Genomic DNA, 24,583 nt, shown 5'->3' on the forward strand with positions numbered 1-24,583 from the left:
TCTCACTGCGCGATACAATGGACCGAGTGCGCGCTGGCAAGCTGGTCCCGGCGCGTGGCCGTGAGCGAGGGCCCGAGCTTCGTGACGAGCTGGCCCTCCCGCTGGCAATACGCCGTGTCGTAAAACCTCGCATGCGCGGAGATCAACGCCGTCGCCGCGTCGTCGTGCTTCTGCTGCTGGACGTAAAGCTCCGCGAGGGAAGCGACCATGGCGAGGGCCGTCGTGCGTTCGTCGCCCTTGTTGCTTCCGCTCGCCGTCTTGAAAAAATCGAACGCGGCGCTTGGCCGGCCCACGTCGGCGTACACGGCGACGAGGCGCGCGCGGGCAGGAGGGACGAGCGAGGCTGCACAGGACGCGCCCGGCTCTTTCGCCGCGGCCTCGGCGACCTTCTTCAGCGAGGAGAGCGCCTTCGGAGGGTCGCCATTTTGCCGGTAGACCTCGGCGAGCCGCAAGTTCGCCGCGATCCAGGCGGTGTTGTTCGGCATGGGGAATTTGAGCACTTCGTCGTACGACTGCTCCGCGAAATCGAGCTTGATGGGGTCCTTCTGGCCGTCCTTGAAGAAGAGCTCGCCGAACGCGAAATAAACGAGCGGGATGTAGGGCGAGTCCGGGTATTGCTGGACGATCTTCAGGTACCCTTCCTTCGCCTGGTCCAAGTTGCCCGCTCGCTCGGCGGCGAGGGTCTGGGCATATTGCGACGCTTCGGGCGAGGCCTTCACGCGCTCGGGCAAACCCCGGCCCTCCCGCATGTGCTCGATACAGGTATCAAGCGCCTCGACGTCGTTCGTGGCCCGCGACTCGGCGTCCCCGTCCTCCTCGGGTCCCTGCGCAGACACGGGCGGCGCCTCGTGGCCCGCGCCGACCTCGACGACGGGCGCCTTCGCCGGCTCCTGCTGCGCGGAAGGCCCGCCGCCACACGCGGAAAGAAGAACGAAAAGCGGGAGGAGGGGCGAGGCGACGGCGCGCATGAAGTCCGAGCCTACGGCATCTCGAAGGGCGTGGGGCTTCGAGGACGGCGAGGGCCCGCGCCAGCCGTTCGTCCTCGGCGTGGACGTCGTCCCCAAAAACCGACGCAGCGCAGGGTTGTCACGGTCGGATCCCTACACGACAGGGATCTCCGCGGTATGTGGTCCGTCCTGGTTGAACGTGAACGTTGCGCGCTGCGGCATGCCCTGTCATTCTGAGGCGATGCAGCAGCCGAGCCGAACGGCGAGGATGGTGGCGGCCCTCCGAGCACGAGCAACGGAGCGAGAAACGCCGCTCTGCGACGATCCGTTCGCCCGCGCGCTCGCAGGCCCCCGCGGGTTCGAGGACGCGGCGCGTTACGAGCAAGGCTACCCGCACATCGAGCTCTTCGTGGCGCTGCGCACGGCGCTGTTCGATCAGGAGACACGGCGCTGGCTCGCGCGAGGGTGTACCCAGGTGGTGCTGCTCGGCGCCGGGCTCGATACCCGCGCGGCGCGGCTCGGGCAGAAGGGCGTGCGGTTCTTCGAGGTGGATCACCCGACGACGCAGGCGGACAAACTCGCGCGTCTCTCCGCGCTGCCCGGCTATCCGTTCGAGAATGCGACGTACGTGCCCTGCGATTTCGCGGTGAACGATTTCGTGGAGCGGCTTGATTCGAGCGGTTTTCTCGCAGAGCAGCCGGCCCTCCTGATCTGGGAAGGCGTGACCTATTACCTGGAAGAACCCGCCGTCCGAGCGACGCTGCGGCGCATCGCCGAAAAGCTCCACCCGAGCTCGGTGATCCTCTTCGACCACGTGGGCAAACGCATGGGCCAAGGAAACGTGCGCGACGCGTCGGCGATCGCGGCGCGCGACAACGTCGCGGAGATGGGCGAGCCCGTGGTCTTCGGCGTCGATCACGTGCTGCCGATGCTCTACGAGGAAGGGTTTCGGCGCGCGCGCTGCGCGTCGTTCGACGAGATCGCGCTGAACCTGACGGGGACGTACGACCGGGCGCGGACGTTCCGGTTCCAGCACGCGGTCGTGGCGAGCGTGGCCGAAGACGTGTGGGCGTGAGGATCCGCCGCTGTTCTCGATCGCGGCCTTGAGCTGCTCGATGCAGCGAACGATCTCGGGCTCGCGCTTGGATACCACGCGGCATCTCGCTCGCCCGACGGCGCATTTCCTTCCGTCTCGGCGCGGGACAACACCACGCGCCTCGGTTATTTTCCACGCGACGTGCCCCTGCCCTTCCTGCTCCCCCCGCCGGTGCTCTTCCTGATGGCCGCGGCCGTCGGAGCGATGTTCACGCTCAACGCGCTCCGGCCCGCCCGGAAGTTCTGGCCGCTGGTCGGCGCAGGTTTTTTCGCGTCGTGGCTGACCGGCGAGCTCGCGGCGCACCACCTGTTCTGGCAGGTCGTCGCGACGGCGCTCTTCGTGTGGGCCGGCGGGCTCGACGGCTGGCCCGGCTGGGTCGCGCTGCTCATCGTGTCGCTGTCGTGGATCGGGCTCGTGCGGATCGTGTTCGACGCACGCAAGGCGCGCGACGTGACGGAATCGGCGCTGCGCGAGGGGCTCGGCACGGAGTATCGAAGCGTGATCCCCGAGGAGATCGGCGCGCACGTCGACGATCACTTCTCGCTGCGGCAGCGCCTCTTCCCGCTGCCGGTGCTCGACGGCCGCGTGGAGGTCGTGCGCGACATCGTCTTCTCGCGCGCAGGCGGCGTGAACCTGCGGCTCGACGTCTACCGGCCGCGCGGCAACACGAAGCCACGCCCGACGGTCCTGTTCGTGCACGGCGGGGCGTGGGTGATCGGCAGCAAGGACGACCAGGGCAAACCCCTCGCGTACCGGCTCGCCGCGCACGGGTGGGTCGTGGTGTCGGCGAACTACCGGCTCTCGCCGCGCTTCACGTTCCCGGATCACCTGATCGACGTGAAGAGCGCGATCCGCTGGATCCGCGAGCACGGCAAGGCGTACGGGGCCGACCCGAGCTTCCTCGTGATCACGGGCGGCTCGGCGGGGGGTCACCTCGCGGCGCTCGCCACGCTCACGCCGAACGATCCACGCTACCAGCCGGGCTTCGAAGACGTGGACACGCGCGTACAGGCCTGCGTGCCGTTCTACGGCGTCTACGATTTCACGGACCGGCGCGGGATCTGGCGGGGCACGCTGCTGCGGACGATCCTCGAAAAGAGCGTGATGAAGAAGCGGCTCGACGACGATCACGCGGCGTTCGAGGCGGCCTCGCCGATGAGCCTGGTGCACGAGGACGCGCCGCCCTTCTTCGTGGTGCACGGCGATCGCGACTCGCTCGTGCCCGTGCAGGAGGCGCGGCTCTTCGTGGAGCTCTTGCGCGCCCACAGCCGCGCGCCGGTGCTCTACGCGGAGCTGCCGGGCGCGCAGCACGCCTTCGAGGTGTTCCCCTCGGAGCGCACGGGACACGCGCTCGCCGCGGTGGAGCGGTTCCTCGCGCACCAGTGGGCGCAACATCGCCGCGAGGTCGCGCATGCCGAGGGCGCCGAGGAGAAGCGCCCGGCGGGCGTGCTCGGCGAGGCCGCGGACGCGACGTCGGCCGCTTGAGCTACAGCGTCGCCGCGACGATCTCGTCGAGCGAAGCCTCGTCCACGAGGCCCGTCATGTACCGAACGACGCGGCCCTCGCGATCGATCACCACGAGGCTCGGCAGGTTCTGCACGTCGTACGCTTGCGCCGCCTCCTGGCCCGCGTCGATCACGATGGGATACGAGAGTCCCTTCTTCTCCGCATAACTCTTCGCCTTCGCGGGCGGGTCGTGCGCGTTCACGCCGAGCACGATGAGGCCCTGCTTCTCGTACCTCCGCGCGATGCGGTCGAGGATCGGGGCCTGCGCGGCGCACGGGCCACACCAGGTCGCCCAGAAGTCCAGGACCACCGGGTGGCCCTTGAGGCTCTCGATCTGCATGCGCGCCCCGGGATCGCCGTTCGCCGCGACCGCGAAGACCGCGTCGGGCGCCGGCTTGCCCTCGAACGGGCTCCCCCCGCCAACAACGCGCGGCAGCAGAGAAAGCACCCCGAGCGCGCCCAGGCCGAGGAGGCCCGCGAACACCCAGGAGCGAACTTTGCCGTCGGAAGAGGCGGAGGCGGGCGTCGGCACCCGTTCTCCTTAGCAAGTTCTTTGCGGCTGCGCCCGAAAGGCGTCCCCTGGTATGTTCGCTCCCCGCAAAGCGGCGCCGCCGCTCCGCCGGTCGCACGAGAGCGACGCGGGGAGGAACCATGCTCGATCGTCCGAATCCACAGCCCGAACCGTCTCCTCTTCCCAACGGACCAAAGCCTCCTCCCCAGGGCCTCGGGGGCACAGCGAAACCCATCAAGCGAAGGCTCCGAACGCCCGATCGGCTCGACCTCGCCAAGTGGCCGCCGGACGACGCCGATCTGCCCGGCGGCACGCCCGACGGCGGCGCCGTGCCCCCCGCGCCCACCGGCGGCGGCGGCGGCGGTGCCGACTTCGGCGACGGCGACTTCAAGAAGGGCCGCTTCAATCCCGTCACGATCATCGTGGCGCTGCTCATCGTCGCCGGCGGCGCGGCCGCGCTCTTCTTCGGCATCAAGCAGGGCCAGGAGAAGATGACGGTCGAGCAGGTCGTCAAGGAGAAGAAGAACATCTTCGTCCTGCCCGTGAAGGACCAGATCCCGCGCTGGCGCACGTGGGCCGCGAACCCGAACGAGTGGTCCCTCCAGCAAGAGGCGCTGATCCAGCTCGCCTACGCCGAGGATCCCGAGGGCGTGACGAACGCGATCAAGGCGCTCGAACAGCCCGATCACCGCGTGAAGGGCGTCTCCGCGCAGGTGCTCGCCTACTACGGATCGCCGAAGGGCGACGCCGGCAAGGCGGCGCTGCTCAAGGCGCTGCAGGAGGCCGACGACAGCGACAAGCCGCAGATCGTGTGGGCCCTCGTCATGCTGAAGGAGCCGCAGGTCTTCAAGGACGCGATGGACCAGTACAGGAAGGGCTTCCTGTCGAAGGTCGAGCGCCTCGGCGGCGGCGCCGCGTTTGATCCGGAGCGGCTCGCGGCCCTCGTGCCGCTCGACGAGTTCGCCAAGCTCGCGAACGATCAGAGCCCGTCGGTGCGCCAGCTCGTGGCCACGCTGCTCTCGCGCGACGCGAACGCGAAGTGGACGCAGACGCTCATCACGCTCGTGAAGGATCCCGACTCCGAGGTCGGCCGCGAGGCCGCCACGGGCCTCGGCAAGATCGGTGACGAGACCGCGCGCGCTCCCTTGCTCTCGGCGCTCAGCAGCTCGAACTCGGAGAACCGGCAGAAGTTCCTGGAGGCGCTGCGCGACGGCATCGGCGGCGAGGGCCTCGTGCTCGCGCTCGCCAGCGTGAAGAAGGATCCGCCCGAGACCGAGTGGTTCCAGACGAAGCAGCTCTTCGAGATGATGAAGAACGTCGCCGATCCGCGCCTCGGTGACTCGCTCGTGAAGTGGGTCGAGACGTCGAAGCCCACGCTGCACTGGCAAGGCGAGGCCGGCACGCGGCTCGCCGAGGTCGGCGACGTCCGCGCTGCGAAGCTCCTCGGCGAACGCATGCGCGTCGATCCCGACAAGCTCTACGCGCAGGAGCGGTTCTGGGAGGCCGACGAGGGCGGCCACCTCTCGCGCACGGACAACCCGCGCATCGTGGCGACGCGCATGCTCGCGGACCTCGCGATGATCCACCCCGACAAGCGCGACGAGCTCAAGGCCGGGGCCGAGGACGGCGTGATCTTCTGGCTCAAGAACCGCCCGCAGCCGCACGCAAACGCCTTCCGGTTCCTCGCGGCCGTGCAGAGCGAGAAGATCAAGAACGACCTGCGCGACTGGGCGTTCCCGAAGGTTCCGCTGCCGAAGGAGGGCGCGCAGCCTCCCTTCCCCACGGAATTCGAGACGGCGCAGAGCGCGCTCCGTTACGTCGGTTTCATCAAGGACGAGCCGTCGTTCCCGAAGCTGCTCGAGCAGTTCAAGCGCAAGCCCGACAAGAAGATGGACATCACGCAGGAGGCGCTGAACGGCGCCGGCCTGGCGATGCTCGGCATGGCGCTCCGCGCGGTGGGCTACGGCGCCGCGCAGGGCCTCGGGCAGTGGGGCGACAACCGCGCCTCGAAGCCGCTCATGGAGCTCATCGAGGACGAGTCGTGGCACGAGGAGGCGCGCACGGCAGCCTGTGACGCGCTCGCGTGGTGCGCCGACGACAAGACGATGAGCGAGGTCGCGAAGAAGGCGAAGGAGTACGGGGCGAAGAAGGAGCCGCGCAAGCAGCTCATCGGCGCTTGTTACGCCTCGACGCTCTCGCTCAAGCCCGTGCCGGCGATCACGCCCGAGCTCGCGGACCTGCTCACGCCCGAGCTCGACATCGGCCTGCGCATGGCCTACGCCCGCGCGATCGGGGTCAGCGGCTTCGATCAGGCGACCGAGGCGAAGCTCTTCGAGAAGCTGCAGAACCCGGAGATCCGCAACGCCGCGGCGCTCGCGCTCATCCTCGGCGGCACGACGGAGACGGCGGCCCGCACGGTCGCGATGTACGGCGACTTCGGTCCGGACGCGCTGAACGACCTGAAGGACCACTACGAGCGGGCGTTCGGCTACTGGTCGGACGAGGACTTCAAGCGCGGCAACATCTACCGCTGGGTCGCGAACGCCGAGGCGATCGCGCGCATCAAGGTGGCCGACGTCCCGCAGGAGTGGTCGCGGCAGAAGCTGCAGGGGCAGTTCGACAACCTCAAGTTCGACAATGGCCCGCACTCCGAGACGCGCGTGGTCTTGCGTTACCGCCTCTGGCAGGACGCGAAGGCGGGCGACGCGGCGCGGAAGAAGGGCGCGATCGAGACGCTCAAGTTCATGAAGGAGCGTGGCGTCCTGATGGCGCTCCGTCAGGAGCAGGGCGATACGGGCGCGATGGCGAAGCGCGCCTTCTTCGAGCTCATGAACCCGAAGGCGATCGCAGCCGAGGACCGCTCGGCGGCGCAGCCGAAGGACAACAAACCCACCAAGGGCGACAAGCAGTAAAACGCGCCCGCGCGTGACCTCGAAACCCCCTCTCATCCGCGTGATGGGAGGGGGTTTCGTGTTTCAGAACGCGACGGGGAGCGCTTCGAGCCCACGCACGATGTACGTGGGGCGCCAGCGCAGGGTGTGCGGAGCCGCGGCGAGGCGGAGATCGGGCAGCGTGCGCAAGAGCGTGGCGAGCGCGATCTGGCCTTCGAGCCGCGCGAGCGGCGCGCCGAGGCAATAATGGATGCCCTGGCCGAAGGCGACGTGGCGGTTCGGGTCGCGCGTGAGGTCGAGTTGGTCCGGGTTCACGAACTGCGAGGCGTCGCGGTTCGCGGACGCGAGGACCACGAGCACGAGCGAGCCGCGGGGGAGCCTGACGCCGGCGAACTCGACGTCCTCGCGGGTATATCGCTCGGTCGCCATCTCGACGGGGCTCGTGAACCGGAGCAGCTCCTCGATGGCCGATTTGATCAGCGATGGATTCTGGCGGAGCCGATCGAGCTCGCCCGGGTGTTGCAAGAGCGCGAGCGTGCCGGACGCGATGAGGTTCACCGTGGTCTCGTGCCCGGCGACGGTCAAAAGGATGATCATCGCGAGCAGCTCGTTCTCGCTGAGGTGGCTGCCTTCCTCCTCCGCCTGCGCGAGGGCGCTCAGGAGATCGTCCCGGGGCCGCGCGCGTTTCTCGGCGATGAGCGCGCGGAGGTATCGCACCATGAAGTAAAAGTGCGGGAGCGCGAGCAGCATCTTCACGTTCGAGGTCGTCTCCATCAGCGCCTTCGAGAAGCGATGAAACCTCGAACGAGCCTCGGAGGGGATGCCGAGCATCTCGGCGATCACGGTGAGCGGCAGCGGGAGCGCGTAATCACGCACGAGGTCCATGCGGCCGCGCGCCGCGACCTTCGCGAGGAGATCGTCGGCGATTCGCTGCACGCGCTCGCGCATGTCCTCGACCATGCGCGGGGTGAACACCTGGTGGACGAGGTTCCGCAGGCGACGGTGATCGGGCTCGTCGACGTCGAGCATGTTGCGCTCGAGGGGCTTCACGAAGTCGGGGACCCACGGCTGCTTTGCCTGCTGATCCGGGGTGAGGACGGCGCTGCGGTCCTTGGCGAAGCGCGGATCCTTGAGGACGGCCACGACGTCGTCGTATCGGGTGACGAGAAAGGCCGTGCGGCCGTCCTTGAGCTTCGTGGGAAAGACGGGCGCCTCGGCCCGGAGGCGGGCGTAGAACGGAAATGGATTCGCCTTGAATCCGGGGGCGAGGATGTCGATCGACGCGGGGGGAGGCATCGGTCCCCAGCATACCATGCACGCAGGAACAAGGCTGTGGGCGCCGGAGCGAGCGACAGGGGCGGACGGGCCGCATTTCGGGCTCGCCGCTCAGGAGGGGCGGATGCGCGGAGGGGCGCTCACGGGGTTTGATCTTCCTCGTCGATCCGACGCGTCCTCTTCCCCGGGATCTGTTCGCCCCTTTGTTGGGCCAGGAGCACGTCACGGAGCTTCCGCAGAGGTTCGAGGTGGTATTCGTAAAAATCCGTGTCGCTCTGCGTCGCCCTCGCTTCTTCGAGCCCTCGCTCGAGCTCGGCGATGAGCGGCATAAGCACGGCGAGCCCCTCCTCGGGGTTCTCGTCGTAGCGACAGCACTCCGCGAAGAACCACGTCATCCTGCATTCGATATCAATGTCCGTGAAACCGAGGAGAACGCGTGCGTTCCAAGCGTCCCGACAGGTCTGGAAGGGGGGGTGCTTTGATTCTGTCAGCCTGATGATATCTTCGGCGATGCGGCGCCTTGTTTCGAGCACGCCGAACTCACTGTCGCCCATGCGCGCCACGAACTCCGCCTCGAGCCGACAGTAATCGTCAACGGCCTCGGCGAAGCTACGAGTTCGCTTCAAAGATTTAACCAAGAGAGCGCCGCTCACTTCTGCAAAATCCTGGAAAATACATTCAATTCTTTCGTCTTCTGTCGTCATGCTCTTCCTACCGCGGCCATCCGGGCAACCAATACTCGCAGGATCCCTTGCCGCGCGTCAGCGGAATAAATTTGGGCCACTCTTTCTCCCCTCGACACCTGTCGAAGCACATCTTGCATCTCGTTTCTCCAATGACGCTACCCGGTCTGTCCGCCAGGCGCTTGTTCAGGCAAGCGTTCAGATGCTCTTGACACGGGTCGTCGTCATCGTCCTCCTGCCGATACTTCGTCGCAATATCCGACTTGCCAAGCTCCACCGACGCGGCGATCACGATGACGATGGGGGCCGCCTCGATGATGAGGTCGGCAAGCACGACCGCCACAGCCACGAGCACGCCGGGGTTTCCGACGAGCGCACGCTCGGCCGCCGCCTGCCCGTTCGCTGGCGCGGGCGATGCGGACACGCGCACCTTGGACAGCCTGAGGAGCTGCTCCGGCACCGTCATGTTTCGTAGCGCGATCCGCATGCATATCGCGAGCTCTTCATGGGGCACGCCTTTGCTCTTGACACCCTCGACGTGTCCGTCTTCGTCGACCGTCAACACGACGTCAAACGTAAATTGCCCTCGGGGAAGGTCACCGACAAACTCATCCACGCATTCTCGCAGCCGCTCCGCCGTCGCGTCCGGCACGCGCGGGCCCTCGCTCGCTTCCGGGTACGTGATCTTCGCCCCGCAGCCGAGCGGCAAGAGCGCCAATGACGCGCAGCCGAGGAGCCCGAGGGACAGGAAGGTTCGTACACGCGGGACCGCCATGGCCAAGATGCGACCAGGAACACCGGTTTCCGTCAACGCAGAGAATGCGTCGAGCGGCGCTCACGGCGTTCCGTCTTCATCCGGGTCGCTGTCGCGCGCCTCGTCGATCCGACGTGTCCTCTTCCCGGGGATCTGTTCGCCCCTTTGTTGGGCCAGGAGCTCGTCACGCTGCTTCAGCAGAGGTTCGAGGTGGTATTCGTAAAAATCCGTGTCGCTCTGCGTCGCCCTCGCTTCTTCGAGCCCTCGCTCGAGCTCGGCGACGAGCGGCAAAAGCACGGCGAGCCCCTCCTCGGGGTTCTCGTCGTAGCGACAGCAATCCGCGAAAAACCAGGTCATGGTATATTCTCGTTCCCTGCCCGAGAAGCCGAGGCGAACGATGTCCTCCCAGGCCTCGCGGCAAACCTCGAGGGGGGGGCGCTTCGATTGCGCGAGCGTGAGGATCAGCTCGGCGATGCGTCGCCTCGTCTCGAGCACGTGAAAGTCACTGTCGCATCCGCGCACCACGAACTCCTCCTCGAGCCGACGGAAATCATCCACGGCCTCGGCGAAGCTTCGCTCCTTATCCAGAGACTTGACCAAGAGGCGGCCGCTGGCGTTGCAGAAAGCCAGCTCCTCCCCCTCCATCTCTCCGCCGGATTCCCGCTCATAGCTCATTTACACGTCTCCCATTTGGACATCATGATCTTGTCGGGCCATTCGCCGTTCCTCTTACATCTTGCGTGGCACGCCACGCAGATCGAATGTCTCCAATAACTTCCTTGTTTGCTTTGTCGCGCCGAGTCAAGGCAGTCGTTCAGGGGCTCTTGACACGGGTCGTCCTCCTTCTGCCGATACCTCTTCGCAATATCCGACTTGCCAAGCTCCACCGACGCGGCGATCACGATGACAACGGGGCCCGCCTCGATGATGAGGTCGGCCAGCGTGATCGCCACGGCCACGAGCAACCCGGGGTTGCCGACGAGCGCACGCTCGGCCGCCGCCTGCCCGTTCGCTGGCGCGGGCGATGCGGACACGCGCACCTTGGACAGCCTGAGGAGCTGCTCCGGCACGGTCATGTTTCGTAGCGCGATCCGCATGCATATCGCGAGCTCTTCATGGGGCACGCCTTTGCTCTTGACACCCTCGACGTGTCCGTCTTCGTCGACCGTCAACACGACGTCAAACGTAAATTGCACTCGGGGAAGGTCACCGACAAACGCATCCACGCATTCTCGCAGCCGCTCCGCCGTCGCGTCCGGCACGCGCGGGCCCTCGCTCGCTTCCGGGTACGTGATCTTCGCCCCGCAGCCGAGCGGCAAGAGCGCCAATGACGCGCAGCCGAGGAGCCCAAAGGACAGGAAGGTTCGTACACGCGGGACCCTCATGGCGACCATGCGACCAAGAACCCCGGCTTCCGTCAACGCAGGTCGTTCCTACCCATACAGTGCGGCCACACCCTTCTCCCCTTGCGCCCGCTTCTCCTCCTGTGCTCCCATGCCGCGCATGACCAGCCCTTCATTCGATCCTATCCAGGGGAAACAAGCCTTCGACACGCTCCTCCCTCACTACAAGGTGATGCCGGTGGAGGCCCTCTCCGTCGTCAATGCCGACGCGGGCCTCGTCGCGGTCGCGGCGCTCGGACTCTCCGCGCGGGCGAACGAGCCGAAGCTCCTCGCGCGCTTCAAGAGCCTGCCCGTGAGCGAATTCGACGCGAACCTCGTCGAGCTGCTCCCCACGGCCGCCTGGGCGTGCTGGTATGCCGCGACCGAGGATCAAAAGGCGCGCGCCCTGTCCACGGACGCAAAGCTCCCGGTCGAGTTCGTGCAAAAGGCCATCGCCATCGAGGCGCGCATGCAGGCCTGCTGCGAGTACCATTTGAACGATCACCCCGAGGTCGGCCCCTACCTCGCCATGCTGCGCGGGGGCACGGGCCACCGCGACCTCGCCGCGGATCTGCTCGGTTATGCCAGCGTCTATCGAGACCATTATGACGCGCTCTCCGCCGATACAAAACACTTCCGTTCGACCGACGCCGACGACGCCGTGAAGGTCGCGGAGGAGATCCTCGCCACGCTGGGCGCGCGGCTCGGCCCGGAGGCGCGCGCGGCCGCCGATCACCTCGCCCGCGCGTTCACGCTCTTGCTCGATACCTACGAGGAAGTCGCCGCCGCCGGCCGGTGGCTCCTGCGTCACGAGCCCACGCCGGAAAAGACCTTCCCCTCGCTCTTCACCGTCGTTCGCGCCCGCGCAGGCGGCCGAAGCAAGAAAAAGCCCGAGTCCGCCCCGGCAGCATCCACCGGAGGCTGAAAAACCCCTCCCGGAGGGCGCGGACAGGCGCCGGAGGGCTCCGAAACCCCCTCCCAGGGTCGTACACAGGTGCCGGAGGGCTCCGAAACCCCCCTCCCAGGGTCGTACACAGGCGCGCCGAGGCTCCGAAACCCCCCCTCCCAGGGTCGTACACAGGCGCCCAAGGCTCCGAAACCCCCCTCCCAGGGTCGTACACAGGCGCCCGAGGGCTCCGAAACCCCCATTCTGCTTCCACCCCGCGCGGACGGTCCGATACACTGCTTCGGCAGCGAGGGGTGCGCTCATGGGGAAGGGGCGGCTTGCCGGGGCGGCGTTGTTCGCTACGTGCATGGCAGCGTGTTGGGTGCCGATGGGATGCGGGGCGAGCGACGAGTACGCCGCCGTGCCCGCGCCCCCGACCGAGGGGGCGCTCCCGGCGAGCACCGTCCACGCGCTTCAAGCATGCGCGGAGAAACACGCGGGGCGGCTCGGGCGCCATGCATACGAGGTCGACTTTCAAGTCGAGCTGACGGACAACCGGGTCTCCAAGGTGACGCCCAAGGGGCCGCGGCTCGACGATGCCGGCCTCGAAGGGTGCATGCTCGATGTGCTGCGGACGATGGCGGACGCGGGCTACACGCCAAACCCCGACGAGCTGATCTCGCATGGCGGCCTCTTGCCTTCGCGGGGCCTCCTGGCGAACGTGTCGGTGATCTCCCAGTTGATCCGACTCGCCCCGCTGATCGTCTCGGCGTCCGGCGTGACGATCGTCGTGGGCGTCGCGGTCCTGGTCGTGGCCGCGGCCGTTTCGTTGAAGGATGCCGCCGACGAGGATGCCGAGAAGGAGCGGTGCAAGAAGGTGCTCGAGGGTTGCATCGAGAAATGTACAAGGGAAGCCATACCCTCAGGTTCGCCGAGCGGCGACCCGTTCTTCAAATGTCGCAGAGATTGCCTCGAAGCAGGAAATTGCTGGGGAATGAAACTACATTGAATGACGAGGCCCCACGCCCCATGGAAAAAATCATCGCGAACGAGATCCTGGCCACGCTCCACGAATCCTCTTACGTCGTCGACAAGATCCTTGGTGAACTGAAGGGTGCGTGCCCAGAGGAGCCCTTCCACGCTTGCGCCATGCTCCTGGCGTACGTGATGTCCGACATGTTCGACAATGTGATGGCGCCCATGTACGACGAGCACCCAGACCTCGCGCCAGATTGGTATCGCGAGGGACCGCCACGGGGAAGGCCGGCAATAACACCCTTGAAGCTACCCCTGAAGGCTCGGCAGGCGCTGCTCGACGCATTCGAGACCGCCTACGAAAAGGTACAAGCAGCCGGACACCGCTTGTCCCAGCTTCCAGATCCCCTGGAAGTCGCCCTGTACGCCCAGGGGATCCATCAGGTCTCGGTCAGCTTGTGCCGCGCGAGGGTCACCCTCCTCATGGCAGACGTCGAATAGGGGTCGCTCCCTTGGTCATGCACAGGCGCGCCGGGGCTCCGAAACCCCCTTTCTGCTTCCACCCCGCGCGGACGGTCCGATACGCTGCTTCGCCAGCGAGGGAGTGCGCTCATGGGGAAGGGGCGGCTTGCCGGGGCGGCGTTGTTCGCTACGTGCATGGCAGCGTGTTGGGTACCGATGGGATGCGGGGCGAGCGACGAATACGCCGCACAAGGAACGAGCAATGAACAAGGAGACCGCCGAGAAGCTGCTTGCAATATCGATGGATTGCTCGCGCGACACCAACGAGTCGATCAAGCGAGTCATGGAATGTTGCGACGAAGGGACGTTCAAGATATATCGCGGGCACGGCGGAAAGATCATGGGCTACCTCTTTACCGAGGTCATTGCGCCGATTCAAAGCGAGCACCTCGAACTCGCGCCGCCGGATTTCAAGCCGATGCAGCACACCGAGCGGCCGAGACTCCGACTCACGAAGGAGAGCCAGGACGATCTGCTTGCGCTGCTGAACCGGCTCTATGAGCAGATCGAGACGATGGCGGGCATCGTGCGTGAGAACTGCGATAAGGTAGAGGCTGCGATGTACCGTAGCAGGACCCACGAAGTGCTCGTTCACGTCGCGGATGCAATGGCATGTGTGCTGGCTGCTGACATCGAGGAGAAGGAAGGGTAATGTCGAGGGCGACGCAATGGCGAGGGTCGCCCCCCCACGAAACCCATCGCCAGTAGCGGGAGAAGACAATGGACCGAGACACGGCTGAAAAGCTGAACCAGATGACCCTCGACGCCTATTTCAAGCTCCACGACGCCGTCGCCCTCGTGCACGCGAGCAGCTCAGCACCCGAAAGAAAAGAATACATCATGGGGTTCGGCAGAGCGCTCGGGTATCTTTATACGGACGTTCTGTGTCCACTCTACAAAGAGTATCCAGATCTCAAGCCCGACAACATCGCGTGACCGGGGAACGGGGATCCCTCCGATCTCGGTCAGCTTGTGCCGCGCGAGAGTCGCCCTCCTCATGGCAGAAGTCGAATAGGGAGCACGCCGCGCCCGAGCGCCCGCACTTCTCGCAGCGCGAGGCTGACCACCTCGGAGGCCACCCTGTGGATCTCCTCGATGAGCAGCGCTGTCAGCTCGTCGCCGGCCGGCGCTCCGTGGAAGACGCGTCGACGTTGGCGATTGCCCACCTTGTCCTCGGGGACATAGATACGATGATCGCTGCCCACGAGGTGAAGACCGACCCGCTTCTGCTCTGCGAGGTCTCCGAGGAATCGCTCCGATTCTCGACGGGTCAGCGCATACCAGGAACCCACGGCCTCCCCGTTCTCCCCCTCGCGAAGGTAAAAGCTGTTGACGTAGATCCTCCCGTCGCTCCGGCGCGCATACGCCGTCGGCAATCTCGGCTCGGGCATGGCAATACGTCTTGTCATCATCACCTCTCGATCGACCCGACGCGCGAGAAGGGCAGCGCGACCATGGGTTCGTCCTCCCCCTATATTCGCAGGAGGAACCATTTCGTGAGGTGTGTCGGGTCGATTTTTCCCGGCGGGAGGGAGGGCCGGGCCCGCGGCTACTTGGGCGGCGGGGGCTCGTCGTCGAACGGCGACCGGCAGCAGAAGGTCACGGCCTGCGCGGGGTCACGCTCGGCAGACCCGGTCGGATCGCCGCCCGTGGAGGCGCAGATGCCGGGACTGTACGCGAGGTCCGTGATGGCTTTGCCGCCGAGGGCACGGCCGGCAGGCAGGACGTTCGTGCACTGCTCGCCCGTCGAGGAGAGCGGAACCTCCGCGAACTGCGATCCACACGCGCCGTCCTGGAACAGACGCAGTGTACCCAAGCACGCGCTCCCCACCGGCGTCCCGCCGCACTCGCAGGCCGTGCAGCCACGCGTGTCGCTCGGCTGCTCGCCGTAAAGCTCGTACCGCGCGAACGTGTAGTTGCCAGGGCACATCTCGTGGTTGCCGTCAAGGGCGACGCACTGGAGCCACGGCAGCGGCGCGTTGTGCATGCAGCGGTACGTGGATGGGTAGAACGACGGGTCGCAGGGCTCGTCGATCTCCTTCGCCTCGCACGCGACGCCGGCGGTCTCCCAGTCCGTCGTCTTCGTGAACGCGGGCAGCGTCGAGCTGATCGGGCAAGCCTCGCTCGTCGGCCCGGGGAGCGGCGAGGCGTAGACGGACTGCGCGCACGGCTCGCCGCCGCACTGCGCGCCCGAAGGCAGCGCGTTCGCGCTCGTGCACGCGCCCTCCCAGCCGTCGGGTCCGCCGAACGGGAGCGACGACGCGTCGCCCTCGGCGCACGTGCCCGCGCGGACCTCGAGGTCCGCGGGCAGCCCGGTGCATGTGCCTTCCGACATGGCGCACGTGCAGGCCTCGCACGCCGCGGGCGGAGCGATGAGGCCCGCGAAGCGGCGGTACTTCTCGAAGAAGACGACGTCCTCGGGGAGGCCCGCGGCCTTGCGCGCCTCGTCGCAGCTCGTCGGCGCGAGGGCGCGAGGGCCGACCCACAGGAGCATCGGCGTGCGAGGCCAGCTCCCCGCGAAGTCGTCGCTCGGCTCGGGGAGGCAACGGCCGGAGCAGTAGGATTGCGGCGCTGGGGTGCCGGGATCGATGAGTTGATCGGCGTCGGTTCCGGCGTCGGCGGCGTCGGGGCCGGCGTCGGGGATGCACCATGGATCGGGCCAGAGGGCGTCAGCCTTGCAGACGAACTCGTCCACATCGTCCGGCCTACCGCATGCGGCAACAAGCGCTCCGATGGTGAGGGCGGCCGTTGCTGTAACGAAGACACGCATGATCAGAACTCCCATCCGCCAACTACCTGGGCACCCAGCATCACCGGCGGCTGATCGACAAGAACCGTTTGACCTACAACAATCTTCTTTCCTTGCGTGAGCCCGAGTGCGTCGACGCTTGCCGTGAGCACGAAGCGATCGGCGACGTTCCACGTTGCGCCAAGACGTGCACCTGCTCCGGGGAGGAGCGACAAGGTCAACTTCTCCTCGTAACTCGCAGACTCCGCAGAGATGCTCATCACGCCGAGATGTCCGAGCACGCAACCGTAGAACCAGCGGTAGTGTCCACACGCGCTGAGCAGTCCGCCCGCCGTCATCGCGTTGATCTGCCCGCCTTGCACGCCCGACGTCAGCCACGCGGCGCGTCCTTCCACGCCGATCGACACGTACTCATTGGGCCTCAAACTACCCGCGAGCACGCCGCCCACCGCCGGGCTCCACGACGCGACGCCGAACACGACGACGGGGCCCGCCCCGATCGTCCCTCGCAAGCCGGGCTTCTTCTCCTGCCCGACCACGCCGCCGACGATCGGCTCGCGCCGCGCAGGCTCGTCCTCCCGCGGCTCCTCCACGGTGTAGGCCCGATCGACGTCTCGCCGACGCAAGAGCCGCTCCGGCGGCGGCAACGGCTTCGGAAGCTCGCGCAGCGTCAGCGTGATCGTCCTCTGCTCCCCCTTGCGCGCCGTGAAGATCACCACCGCAGGCTCGTACCCGTCGAGCGTCGCGCGGAGTTCGTGCTCGCCCGGCGTGACGAACATCGAGAGCGCTGAAAACCCGCTCTTGTTTCGCGGCTCGCTGTCGAGCGTGAGCTTGGCGCCGACATGCGAGATCGTGACGTCGATCCACGCGACCTCGGCGCGCGCCGCGTCGTACGCCTTCAAGAACCCCTGTCGCTCGTCGGAGCTCGCGCTCGATGCGCGCTGGATCGCGTCGAGCAAGAGGTCGGCCGCATCGACGGGGCGACCCAGCTCGACGAGCAGCACGCCGAGCCGGCCTGCGATCAACGGGTCATGACGGACCGCGAGCGCCGCGGCGTAGGACCTCGCGGCTGCCGTCTTGCGGCCGGCTACGCGCGCGTCGTCTCCATCGATGACGTGGGCCGCGAACGTCGCGTGGGTCGCTGCGTCCGCGAGAGCGTCCGGCGGAACGGGAGGCGCGGCGCGTGGCTCGTCGGCGGCCGCGGGGGATGCGATGCCGACAAGCGCGATGGCCACGACGACGAGGGGACGCATCCCGCGCCAGGGTACTCCGCCGGCGCGGCGTTGAGGAGGCCGAGCGGCCATGCGACGAACCCCTAACGACGCCGGAATTCGAGGTCCGTGACCTTGTCGAGGAAGGGCTTCTCCGTCGTCGCGGCTGCGGCGCCACGTGCCGTCTCGACCGGCCCCGCGGGCTTCGGGCGAGCCGCGGGCGGCTTTGCGCTCTCCTTTGCGGAGGAGGGCGCGTGCGCGGGGACATCAACAGGCGGCGCAGGCGCGATCTCGATGACGGCGGGAGCACTCGCGGCGGTCGCCACATGGACCGCGGGCACGGAGAGCCCCGCCCGCGCGGTGTGCAACGACGGCGAAGGCCACGAGAGCGCCGCGATGATCCACACCACCAGGAACTCCCCGCCACGCCAAAAGAAGGGGAAGAGCTTGTCCAGCGCCGCGGCGCCCTCCCGTAGCTCGTCCTCTTCGCTCGCAACGCAGAACGGAAACACGACGCGCAGCTCGTCACGGCTGATCCCGCTCTCCCTCTCGACGTACGCGCGCGCGTCCTGGAGGCGCTTGCGGGAGGCTTCTTCGGTGATCTCGAGCAGCTCGGCCGCCTCCTGGTGTGACTTTTCATCGATGCAAACGAGGTAGAGCACGATGAACAGCGGCTCCGGCATCGCCTGGAGCACGAGCCCGACCTTTCGTCGCAGCTCATGCATCCGGGCGAGGCGCTCCGGGGAAGCGAGCGGCGAGAGCACCGAAACGGCGCCGTCCTCCGTCGTGAGGACGGCGTCCCGCTGCCGCGTCCGTTCCGCGCGCTTCGCGATGTTCGCGGCGATGCCGAGGACCCATGACTTCAGATCGCCTTCGTCCTCGCGATAACTCGGCACGCTCGCGATGGCCTCCGTCATCACGACCTGCACCTCGTCTTCGAGGCTGTCGTCGTTCTCGCGGCCCTTCCGGCGGCTGGCGAGGAAGCGCTCGACGTCGGGACGCAGCTCCACGACGCGAGCCAAGAGGTCAGAATGGCGGGGGGCAGAACCAGCGCTCATGACCTGTATTCACCGGAGGCGAGATTTCGTGACGTAAAAACTTCGCTCGATGTGACGATTTCGACGGACGGACGGTGCGTCCCTGGAAGGTGGGTCCATGAGAGCGAGTCACAGGAAAAAGCGTGGAGGAGAGGTCCCCGCGAGGTCCGGCTGTGTTTTTTTCCCCGGTCCCGTCTCCCGGTGCTGCCGGGTGGGTGCTCGCGAGGCGTTTGCGCACGGAGCGCGGGGACATCCTCCACTGCAAATATCCTTGCCAAACCGAGGCGCCGCGTCAAGCGATAAATGCACAAAGTTACAGATTTCCAAACCGGTAGGTTTTCCCCTGGTCCCTGGGACGAACGCCGGGGGGTCCCTTGCGTCCGAGCGCTCCATCCACCACGCGCGAGCCGGTCGGGGCCTTGGGCACGGCGGCGTACGCGTCGCCCGCCCCGCATCCCATCGGCACCGTGGACACCGCCATGCACGTAGCGAGCAACGTCGCCCCGGCAAGCCGCCCCTTCCCCATGTGCTCACCTCCTGGCTTGTGGAGGGCATCCGGCGGTCGAGGTGGGGCGGAAGAGGGGAACCGCATACGCTCCGTGGATGCCGGACGTCCTCTTCGAGACGAGCGTGACAGGGGCGGACGAGCCGCGATAGGTTCGCAGAATGAGAATGCTTTCGCGCCCGCTCCGTGTTCTGCCGTTGTCGCTCCTCGCGCTCCTCGGGTGCCCGGAGGATCTGGATCCACCGCCCACGGGCCCGGTCGACCCTTGCTTCCGGCCCGCCGAGAATCTGCCCGAGCCCACGCCCCACACGCCGCGCTGGGCCTTCGAGCCCTGGATCTCGAAGGACATCTCGGACGGGCCGGACACGTATGCCTTCGTCGCGGGCTTTCGCGAGCGCGACATCCCCGTCGGCGCCGTGGTCCTCGATAGCCCGTGGGAGACCCATTACAACACGTTCATCCCCAATCCCACGCGGTACCCCGATTTCGGCAAGATGGTGGCGGACATGCACGCGGACGGCGTGCGCGTCGTCCTGTGGATCACGAACCTCGTGAACGCCGTCTCGTACGACCTCGAAGAGGGGGGCGACGGGTACGTGGGCGCCTCGCCGAACCTCGCGGAAGGTGAAACGTGCGGATATTTCGTCGAGGACTCGTTGCGATGGGCGTGGTGGAAAGGCACGGGCGCGGCGGTCGATTTCATGAACCCGTCGGCGCGGGCGTGGTGGCACGAGCAGCAGAATGCCGTGCTCGACATGGGCATCGACGGCTGGAAGATCGATTTCGGCGACAGCTACGTCCGCCTCGACACGGTCACGACGGCCGCGGGGCCCGTCCCGCACCAGGAATACTCGGAGGCCTATTACCAGGATTTCCTGGCCTACGGCGTTTCGCGGCGCGGGCCCGAGTTCGTCACGATGGTCCGCGCCTGGGACGAGTCGTACGATTTCAAGGGCCGGTTCTTCGCCCGCAAGGAGCACGCGCCCGTCGCGTGGATGGGCGACAACCGCCGCGATTGGGTGGGCCTCGAGGACGCGCTCGATCACACGTTCCGCTCGGCCGCCGCGGGGTACGTCGTCCTCGGGTCCGACATCGGCGGCTATCTCGATCGGGACGACAAGGACCTCCTCGGCGAGCAGATCCCGCTCGACCCCGTGAATTTCGCGCGCTGGACCGCGATCGGCGCGCTCTCGCCGTTCATGCAGCTCCACGGCCGCGCGAACATCACGCCCTGGACCGTGCCGCAAAATGGGACCGAGATCGTGGACATCTATCGATTCTGGTCGAAGCTCCACCACGAGCTCGTCCCCTTCTGGTACAGCCTCTCCGAGGAGGCGTATGCCGGGGCCGCGGTCCCCGTGCGGCCCGTGGGCGAAGAGGCGAGCTGGGCCGGGGATTATCGGTATGCGATCGGCGACGCCCTCTTCGTCGCGCCGCTGCTCGACGGCACGGGCAAGCGGGACGTCGTGCTCCCGGCGGGGGTACGTTATTATGATTTCTGGTCGCCCTCGGCCGCGCCGATCGAAGGCGGGACGACGGTGCCCGTCGACTTCTCGACCGATCTGCAGAAGGTGCCGCTCTATTTCCGGTCCGGCGCGATCGTGCCGATGCACGTCGCCGACGACGTCACCGGGCTCGGCAATGCCGCGTCCGCGGGCAAGCTGACGGTGCTCGTGTTCCCGGACGCGACGTCGACGAGCTTTTCCCTGCACGACACCGATGACGTGGTCACCGTCGTGAAGGCGTCCGCGACCGCGAATGCCGCGTCCGTGTCGATTTCACGTACGCTCGTGGAGACGCTCCTCCGTGTCCGCGTGGAAGAGGAGCCGGGGAGTGTCACGGTCGCCGGCAGCGCGGCGACGAAACACGCCACGCGGGCCGCGTTCGATGCGGCCCCCTCGGGCTATTATTACGAGGCGGAGACGCGCTCGGCGTGGGTCAAGGTCCCGGCGGGCGCCGGGGAGAGCGCGATCGAGCTGAAAAACCCCTGACGATCAGGTCGTCTTCGGGTCGCGGAGCCGCTGGTAAAACCACCAGTGGTGGCCGCCGAGGTCCACACACTCGTATCCGCGATCCGACCAGTATTCCTCGCCGTAATCGACGGTCTCGGGCTCCTTGACGATCCTCGCGCCCGCGGCCCGGGCCCGCGCGCAGTGGGCCTCCACGTCGTCGACGTACACCAGGATGTTCTGCGTGTTCGCGCCGCCGATCTGGCTCGGGGCCCTCATGTACGGAAACTTCTCCGGTTTGGGATGGCCCACCATGATGAGCCCCTCGCCGTACACGAGCTCCGAATGCTCGACCGACCCGTTTTTCCCCTCGACGAGCAGCCGCACCTGGAAGCCGAAGGCGCGGCAGAGCCAGTCGATCGCGGCCCTCGAATCCTCGTAGTACAGCGAGCACGAAATGCGGGGCCAGTTCGCCGGGGCCGGCTTCGACGGTTCTTGCGTGGTCATCTGTTCCCTCCTCCTTTGGAGCGCGCGAGAGCTTTCCCAAGGCCCGCACATGCGTCAAGGCCGAAGGCTCGCAGAGGAGGTTTTTCCGGGAAATGGGCGGGACGGCGGGGAGCACGCGGGCGCGCCGCGCGCTCCCCGGAGCCTCGGATCACTCGATCGTGATCGAGACGTTGTAGAGCGCGCCGGAGTAGCCGTACGTCGAGTTCGTGACCTTGATGAAGTACTTCCCGGGCGCCGGGATCGGGTCGCTCGTGAAGTCCTCGTGGTAGTCCGAATCCTCGCTCTCGCCGCCGAGCGACGTGGTGCAGTCCGAGCCCAGGACCTCGACGACCGTGTCCGTCTGCGCCTCGCCCGGCGACGTGACGACGTGGATGACCTTGCCCACGTCCGCCTCCACGGCGTCGATGACGAGCCAGTCCTGGTCGTCCTTGTCCGACAGCTTGAACGCCTCGAGCTCCGCCGGCAGCGACGCCACCTGCTGCGCCTCACCGCAGGTGTTGTTCGGCTCGGTCTCCGCCGGGACGATCTCCGTGACCGACACGTTGATGCTGTAGCCCGACGTGCCCGTGTTGTCCCAGTAGATGAAGTAGATCGGATCCGCGCCGGCCTCGACCGTGGGCGCCGCTGCGAACGTGATCAGGTCGGCGAACTTGCCGCTCGCCGGCAGCACCGCGAAGCGGGGCGACGCGTCGGGCGAGTCGGCCAGCGCCTCGACGGTGATGACCTTCCCTGCGCTCGTGGGCGTGTACTGGTAGAGCACCGTGGCGAACGGCTGATCGATCGTGCTGGTGAGGATCATGGCCGGCGTGAGCGCGGTCGGCTGGCGCGCCTCGATCTGCAAGCTCCCCTTCGCGGGCGAGAGGATCTCCTCGCCGGGCAGGCCGCTGGCGAGCGTGATGTCCGCCGTTCCGGCGGCCGCGGTCACGTCGGTGAAGACCGTGAGATCGGCGCCGTAGAGCTGCGCGTCGTCGACGCCGCCGGAGACGCCGGCCGAGCCGGAGACCGCGAGGTTCGTGTAGACGATCGGCGTGAAGAACCCGTCGCCGGTGTACGTCAGGTCGAACGGCGTCGAGAGGTCCCGCTGCTTGGCGGTCCCGACGAGGATCGAGCCCTGCGCCTGCGTGCCTTGGAACGACACTTCGAGCGGCGCATCGAGGGAGAACGCGCCCGCGTAGGTGACCTTCGTGTCGCCCTCGGTGACGTTCACGTCGCGCGGGCCGACCGCGGCCGAGGCGTCGATCTCGATCGTCGCGACGATCGCCGTGGGGCTCGCGATCTTCTTTTCGACGATCGTGATGCCCGGCCCGAAGTCGATCGACGCGCCGTCGGTCCAGCTCGTGTTGAAGCCGCTGATCGTGACGTCCGCGCGGCGCGAGATGAACGCCTTGCCCGGCGTGATCGCGCTGATGCTCGGGTCCGCGCTCGGCCCCTCCTCACCCGGCTGTCCCGCGGGCCCCTGCGGACCGGCATCCCCGGAGCAACCGAGCGCAAACAGCGTGACGAGAGACAACGACAGAAGACCCACTCGGCTCATTCGCATGGGAAAAAGCTCCTCAGGAAGGGGATTTGGGGCGTCGCTCGGCACGTCCGAGGTCGAGCCACCAAGGGTTGAGAGTCGGTAACGAAGTCACGGCGACGGGGGCCGCCGCCGAGCGGTCATGTTCGGCGCAAAGGGGGGCGCTTTCAACCGCTGTGCAAGATTTCCCCGGCTGGCGGGGAGCCCCCGCGAGGGACGGAATTTCGTAGCACGCGGGACTACGCGGTCGCGGCGTAGCCGCGCCGACGCACGACGTCGAGCAGGATACGGCCGATCTCCACGATCTGCCCGAAGCGGCGGGGAGGCCATTCCACGTGCGGGAAGGGCGCCTGGCCCCAGAACGGCGAGGGACGCGGTGGCGGGGCGTCCCCGGGCGCGGCGGCGGCTTCGGCCGTGCCGGCGCCGAGGCGCGGCGCGAGGTGATTCGTGAGGGCCTCGCCGATGACGTTGCTGAGGTCCCGATCGTGCTGAATGCAATGAATCGTGAGGCGCTCGGCGAGCTCCGGCGTCAGGTAAATCGTGACGGGGCGCAGCGGCACGCCGCCCACGACCGTCGGCTCGGGCAGCGGCGAAGGCGCAGCAGGCTCGGGCGCGGCGACGGGCTCGACAGGCGCAGCCGCGGGCGCGGCCGGCGCTTCGACACGGGCCTCGACGGCGACGACGGCGCTCTCCGGGACGGGCGTGACGCCCTCCGGGACGGGCGTGACGTCCTCCGGGACGGGCGTGGCCTCGCTCCGCTCGGACGAGCCGAGCTGCGCCCCCAAACCCCCACGCTCCGCTTTCGCCGGGGCGCGGCGCGCGCGCTTCGGCGCTGCTGCTGCGGCGGCGGGCGGCTCGTCTCCGCTGACAAATGCGTCGATCGATTCAGGCGACGGCGGCTTGCGGAGCGAAACCGCGACTTGCTTCTTGGCCATGGTGGAACCTCGTGAGCTCGTCGAGCAATTGGTGAATCTCTTTCGCGGAGGCGTCGCGCGGGGCGTACGTGGTGACGCCCTTCCCCACGGCGATCGCCTCCTGGTACGCCACACGAAACCCGAGCTCGGTGCCGAGGACCGGCAGGCCCGAGGTCTCGAGCGCGGTGCGCGCGCTCTTGGCGAGCGCCGTGCGGCCTTGCTTGCGCGTGATCAGCACGCAGCCGGCGAGTTTGTCCCGCAGCGCGCGCGCCTCCTGGAACACCTCGATCGCGGCCGTCAGCGCCCAGGCATCCGCCGCGGTCGGGCCGCAGGGGAAGACGGCGACGTCCGCGACCATGAGCGCCGATCGGGAGATCTCTCCGTGGCGCGGCGGGCAGTCGATGATCGTCAGGTCATACGCGTGCGAGACGCTGTCGAGCTGGCCGGGGCGATGCATCTGCGCGCCCATGGCCACGATCGTCGGCGCCTTGTGCCCCGCTTCGCTCGCGACCTCGCCCCACGTGCGCGTTGTGCCTTGTGGATCGGCGTCCACGAGGAGCACGCGCTGCCCCCGCGCGAGCGCCGCCACGGCGAGGCTCACCGCCGTGGTGCTCTTGCCGATCCCACCCTTCTGTCCGGTGAGCGCGATGATCATGAAGCCCCCCCTACCGGAAGCGACGCCGCCGGGCCCAATTTTTGGTGACGCACCTCGGACGCGCCGCGCCATGCCGGACGGGCGTACGCGCACGCGGACGCGGGTCGACCTC

General features: G+C 67.5%; 24 protein-coding genes. 9 read left to right on the forward strand and 15 right to left on the reverse strand.

Annotated features, from left to right (window positions below; all coding sequences use genetic code 11):
• Positions 1 to 2 precede the first annotated feature (2 nt).
• Positions 3 to 968, reverse strand: a complete 966-nt coding sequence (locus E8A74_RS09830) for a tetratricopeptide repeat protein (RefSeq protein ID WP_136928698.1) — start codon at positions 966 to 968, stop codon at positions 3 to 5.
• Between the two features lie 199 nt (positions 969 to 1,167).
• Between E8A74_RS09830 and E8A74_RS09835 the strand changes: the two genes are divergently transcribed.
• On the forward strand, positions 1,168 to 2,022 hold the full coding sequence (locus tag E8A74_RS09835; RefSeq protein ID WP_170229008.1) for a class I SAM-dependent methyltransferase: 855 nt from the start codon (positions 1,168 to 1,170) through the stop codon (positions 2,020 to 2,022).
• A 162-nt stretch (positions 2,023 to 2,184) separates the two neighbouring features.
• Positions 2,185 to 3,528 carry an alpha/beta hydrolase fold domain-containing protein gene (locus E8A74_RS09840; protein WP_136928700.1) on the forward strand — a complete coding sequence of 448 codons (1,344 nt, stop codon included), beginning with the start codon at positions 2,185 to 2,187 and terminating at the stop codon, positions 3,526 to 3,528.
• Position 3,529: 1 nt separating this feature from the next.
• Here the strand turns inward: E8A74_RS09840 and E8A74_RS09845 are convergent, their stop codons facing one another.
• The gene (locus tag E8A74_RS09845; RefSeq protein WP_232379470.1) at positions 3,530 to 4,081 is read right to left on the reverse strand and encodes a TlpA family protein disulfide reductase; all 552 of its coding nucleotides are present in this window, start codon (positions 4,079 to 4,081) and stop codon (positions 3,530 to 3,532) included.
• 119 nt (positions 4,082 to 4,200) lie between these two features.
• On the opposite strand from E8A74_RS09845, the gene E8A74_RS09850 reads away from it, so the two are divergent.
• Positions 4,201 to 6,972, forward strand: coding sequence for a HEAT repeat domain-containing protein (locus E8A74_RS09850; RefSeq protein ID WP_136928701.1), 2,772 nt, complete (start codon positions 4,201 to 4,203; stop codon positions 6,970 to 6,972).
• A gap of 63 nt (positions 6,973 to 7,035) precedes the next feature.
• On the opposite strand, the gene E8A74_RS09855 is transcribed toward E8A74_RS09850, so the two are convergent.
• The 5 genes from E8A74_RS09855 to E8A74_RS09875 form a co-directional block, all read right to left on the reverse strand.
• Entirely contained in the window at positions 7,036 to 8,247 is a 1,212-nt protein-coding gene (locus E8A74_RS09855) for a cytochrome P450 family protein (RefSeq protein ID WP_136928702.1), read from the reverse strand.
• A gap of 119 nt (positions 8,248 to 8,366) precedes the next feature.
• Positions 8,367 to 8,930, reverse strand: a complete 564-nt coding sequence (locus E8A74_RS09860) for a hypothetical protein (protein ID WP_136928703.1) — start codon at positions 8,928 to 8,930, stop codon at positions 8,367 to 8,369.
• Between the two features lie 7 nt (positions 8,931 to 8,937).
• Positions 8,938 to 9,561 (reverse strand): hypothetical protein, encoded by a 624-nt coding sequence (locus E8A74_RS09865; protein ID WP_136928704.1) that lies wholly within the window; start codon positions 9,559 to 9,561, stop codon positions 8,938 to 8,940.
• A 183-nt stretch (positions 9,562 to 9,744) separates the two neighbouring features.
• On the reverse strand, positions 9,745 to 10,338 hold the full coding sequence (locus E8A74_RS09870; protein ID WP_136928705.1) for a hypothetical protein: 594 nt from the start codon (positions 10,336 to 10,338) through the stop codon (positions 9,745 to 9,747).
• A complete protein-coding gene (locus E8A74_RS09875; RefSeq protein WP_170229009.1) occupies positions 10,335 to 10,991 on the reverse strand; it encodes a hypothetical protein in 657 nt (218 codons plus the stop codon). Before E8A74_RS09875 ends, E8A74_RS09870 begins: the two co-directional genes overlap by 4 nt.
• Positions 10,992 to 11,166: 175 nt before the next feature.
• Between E8A74_RS09875 and E8A74_RS09880 the strand changes: the two genes are divergently transcribed.
• The 5 genes from E8A74_RS09880 to E8A74_RS09900 all read left to right on the forward strand — a co-directional run bounded on the left by E8A74_RS09880 (position 11,167) and on the right by E8A74_RS09900 (position 14,364).
• Positions 11,167 to 11,970 carry a hypothetical protein gene (locus E8A74_RS09880; protein WP_136928707.1) on the forward strand — a complete coding sequence of 268 codons (804 nt, stop codon included), beginning with the start codon at positions 11,167 to 11,169 and terminating at the stop codon, positions 11,968 to 11,970.
• A 328-nt stretch (positions 11,971 to 12,298) separates the two neighbouring features.
• On the forward strand, positions 12,299 to 12,940 hold the full coding sequence (locus tag E8A74_RS09885) for a hypothetical protein (RefSeq protein WP_136928708.1): 642 nt from the start codon (positions 12,299 to 12,301) through the stop codon (positions 12,938 to 12,940).
• A gap of 20 nt (positions 12,941 to 12,960) precedes the next feature.
• Positions 12,961 to 13,407, forward strand: a complete 447-nt coding sequence (locus E8A74_RS09890; RefSeq protein ID WP_136928709.1) for a hypothetical protein — start codon at positions 12,961 to 12,963, stop codon at positions 13,405 to 13,407.
• Positions 13,408 to 13,630: 223 nt separating this feature from the next.
• Positions 13,631 to 14,080, forward strand: coding sequence for a hypothetical protein (locus E8A74_RS09895; RefSeq protein WP_136928710.1), 450 nt, complete (start codon positions 13,631 to 13,633; stop codon positions 14,078 to 14,080).
• A gap of 68 nt (positions 14,081 to 14,148) precedes the next feature.
• Positions 14,149 to 14,364, forward strand: a complete 216-nt coding sequence (locus E8A74_RS09900) for a hypothetical protein (protein WP_136928711.1) — start codon at positions 14,149 to 14,151, stop codon at positions 14,362 to 14,364.
• Positions 14,365 to 14,423: 59 nt separating this feature from the next.
• Here the strand turns inward: E8A74_RS09900 and E8A74_RS09905 are convergent, their stop codons facing one another.
• From E8A74_RS09905 to E8A74_RS09920, 4 genes are all read right to left on the reverse strand, one after another.
• Positions 14,424 to 14,819 carry a hypothetical protein gene (locus tag E8A74_RS09905; RefSeq protein ID WP_136928712.1) on the reverse strand — a complete coding sequence of 132 codons (396 nt, stop codon included), beginning with the start codon at positions 14,817 to 14,819 and terminating at the stop codon, positions 14,424 to 14,426.
• Positions 14,820 to 14,977: 158 nt separating this feature from the next.
• The gene (locus E8A74_RS09910; RefSeq protein ID WP_136928713.1) at positions 14,978 to 16,198 is read right to left on the reverse strand and encodes a hypothetical protein; all 1,221 of its coding nucleotides are present in this window, start codon (positions 16,196 to 16,198) and stop codon (positions 14,978 to 14,980) included.
• A gap of 2 nt (positions 16,199 to 16,200) precedes the next feature.
• On the reverse strand, positions 16,201 to 17,430 hold the full coding sequence (locus tag E8A74_RS09915; RefSeq protein WP_136928714.1) for a hypothetical protein: 1,230 nt from the start codon (positions 17,428 to 17,430) through the stop codon (positions 16,201 to 16,203).
• 62 nt (positions 17,431 to 17,492) lie between these two features.
• Positions 17,493 to 18,410, reverse strand: a complete 918-nt coding sequence (locus E8A74_RS09920) for an RNA polymerase sigma factor (protein ID WP_170229010.1) — start codon at positions 18,408 to 18,410, stop codon at positions 17,493 to 17,495.
• A 681-nt stretch (positions 18,411 to 19,091) separates the two neighbouring features.
• Here E8A74_RS09920 and E8A74_RS09925 point away from each other — a divergent pair.
• Positions 19,092 to 20,921 carry a TIM-barrel domain-containing protein gene (locus E8A74_RS09925; RefSeq protein ID WP_136928716.1) on the forward strand — a complete coding sequence of 610 codons (1,830 nt, stop codon included), beginning with the start codon at positions 19,092 to 19,094 and terminating at the stop codon, positions 20,919 to 20,921.
• A gap of 3 nt (positions 20,922 to 20,924) precedes the next feature.
• Here E8A74_RS09925 and E8A74_RS09930 read toward each other — a convergent pair whose 3' ends face one another.
• The 4 genes from E8A74_RS09930 to parA all read right to left on the reverse strand — a co-directional run bounded on the left by E8A74_RS09930 (position 20,925) and on the right by parA (position 24,471).
• The gene (locus tag E8A74_RS09930) at positions 20,925 to 21,386 is read right to left on the reverse strand and encodes a VOC family protein (RefSeq protein WP_136928717.1); all 462 of its coding nucleotides are present in this window, start codon (positions 21,384 to 21,386) and stop codon (positions 20,925 to 20,927) included.
• A 148-nt stretch (positions 21,387 to 21,534) separates the two neighbouring features.
• Positions 21,535 to 22,926 (reverse strand): hypothetical protein, encoded by a 1,392-nt coding sequence (locus E8A74_RS09935; RefSeq protein ID WP_136928718.1) that lies wholly within the window; start codon positions 22,924 to 22,926, stop codon positions 21,535 to 21,537.
• Between the two features lie 215 nt (positions 22,927 to 23,141).
• A complete protein-coding gene (locus tag E8A74_RS09940; RefSeq protein WP_136928719.1) occupies positions 23,142 to 23,837 on the reverse strand; it encodes a hypothetical protein in 696 nt (231 codons plus the stop codon).
• The gene (parA, locus tag E8A74_RS09945) at positions 23,788 to 24,471 is read right to left on the reverse strand and encodes a ParA family partition ATPase (protein WP_136928720.1); all 684 of its coding nucleotides are present in this window, start codon (positions 24,469 to 24,471) and stop codon (positions 23,788 to 23,790) included. The genes E8A74_RS09940 and parA overlap by 50 nt, the downstream gene beginning before the upstream one ends.
• Positions 24,472 to 24,583: the final 112 nt, after the last annotated feature.

Origin of the sequence: Polyangium fumosum (assembly GCF_005144585.1) — a bacterium.
In the GTDB taxonomy this organism is placed as follows: Bacteria; Myxococcota_A; Polyangia; order Polyangiales; family Polyangiaceae; genus Polyangium; species Polyangium fumosum.

Coding starts and splice junctions, on each gene's coding strand:
- E8A74_RS09930 (WP_136928717.1), bottom strand. CDS start 21,386: ATGACCACGCAAGAACCGTCGAAGCCGGCCCCGGCGAACTGGCCCCGC.
- E8A74_RS09925 (WP_136928716.1), top strand. CDS start 19,092: ATGAGAATGCTTTCGCGCCCGCTCCGTGTTCTGCCGTTGTCGCTCCTC.
- E8A74_RS09870 (WP_136928705.1), bottom strand. CDS start 10,338: ATGAGCTATGAGCGGGAATCCGGCGGAGAGATGGAGGGGGAGGAGCTG.
- E8A74_RS09880 (WP_136928707.1), top strand. CDS start 11,167: ATGACCAGCCCTTCATTCGATCCTATCCAGGGGAAACAAGCCTTCGAC.
- E8A74_RS09860 (WP_136928703.1), bottom strand. CDS start 8,930: ATGACGACAGAAGACGAAAGAATTGAATGTATTTTCCAGGATTTTGCA.
- E8A74_RS09905 (WP_136928712.1), bottom strand. CDS start 14,819: ATGCCCGAGCCGAGATTGCCGACGGCGTATGCGCGCCGGAGCGACGGG.
- E8A74_RS09895 (WP_136928710.1), top strand. CDS start 13,631: ATGAACAAGGAGACCGCCGAGAAGCTGCTTGCAATATCGATGGATTGC.
- E8A74_RS09940 (WP_136928719.1), bottom strand. CDS start 23,837: ATGGCCAAGAAGCAAGTCGCGGTTTCGCTCCGCAAGCCGCCGTCGCCT.
- E8A74_RS09915 (WP_136928714.1), bottom strand. CDS start 17,430: ATGCGTCCCCTCGTCGTCGTGGCCATCGCGCTTGTCGGCATCGCATCC.
- parA (WP_136928720.1), bottom strand. CDS start 24,471: ATGATCATCGCGCTCACCGGACAGAAGGGTGGGATCGGCAAGAGCACC.
- E8A74_RS09850 (WP_136928701.1), top strand. CDS start 4,201: ATGCTCGATCGTCCGAATCCACAGCCCGAACCGTCTCCTCTTCCCAAC.
- E8A74_RS09935 (WP_136928718.1), bottom strand. CDS start 22,926: ATGCGAATGAGCCGAGTGGGTCTTCTGTCGTTGTCTCTCGTCACGCTG.
- E8A74_RS09885 (WP_136928708.1), top strand. CDS start 12,299: ATGGCAGCGTGTTGGGTGCCGATGGGATGCGGGGCGAGCGACGAGTAC.
- E8A74_RS09890 (WP_136928709.1), top strand. CDS start 12,961: ATGGAAAAAATCATCGCGAACGAGATCCTGGCCACGCTCCACGAATCC.
- E8A74_RS09900 (WP_136928711.1), top strand. CDS start 14,149: ATGGACCGAGACACGGCTGAAAAGCTGAACCAGATGACCCTCGACGCC.
- E8A74_RS09830 (WP_136928698.1), bottom strand. CDS start 968: ATGCGCGCCGTCGCCTCGCCCCTCCTCCCGCTTTTCGTTCTTCTTTCC.
- E8A74_RS09855 (WP_136928702.1), bottom strand. CDS start 8,247: ATGCCTCCCCCCGCGTCGATCGACATCCTCGCCCCCGGATTCAAGGCG.
- E8A74_RS09910 (WP_136928713.1), bottom strand. CDS start 16,198: ATGCGTGTCTTCGTTACAGCAACGGCCGCCCTCACCATCGGAGCGCTT.
- E8A74_RS09835 (WP_170229008.1), top strand. CDS start 1,168: ATGCCCTGTCATTCTGAGGCGATGCAGCAGCCGAGCCGAACGGCGAGG.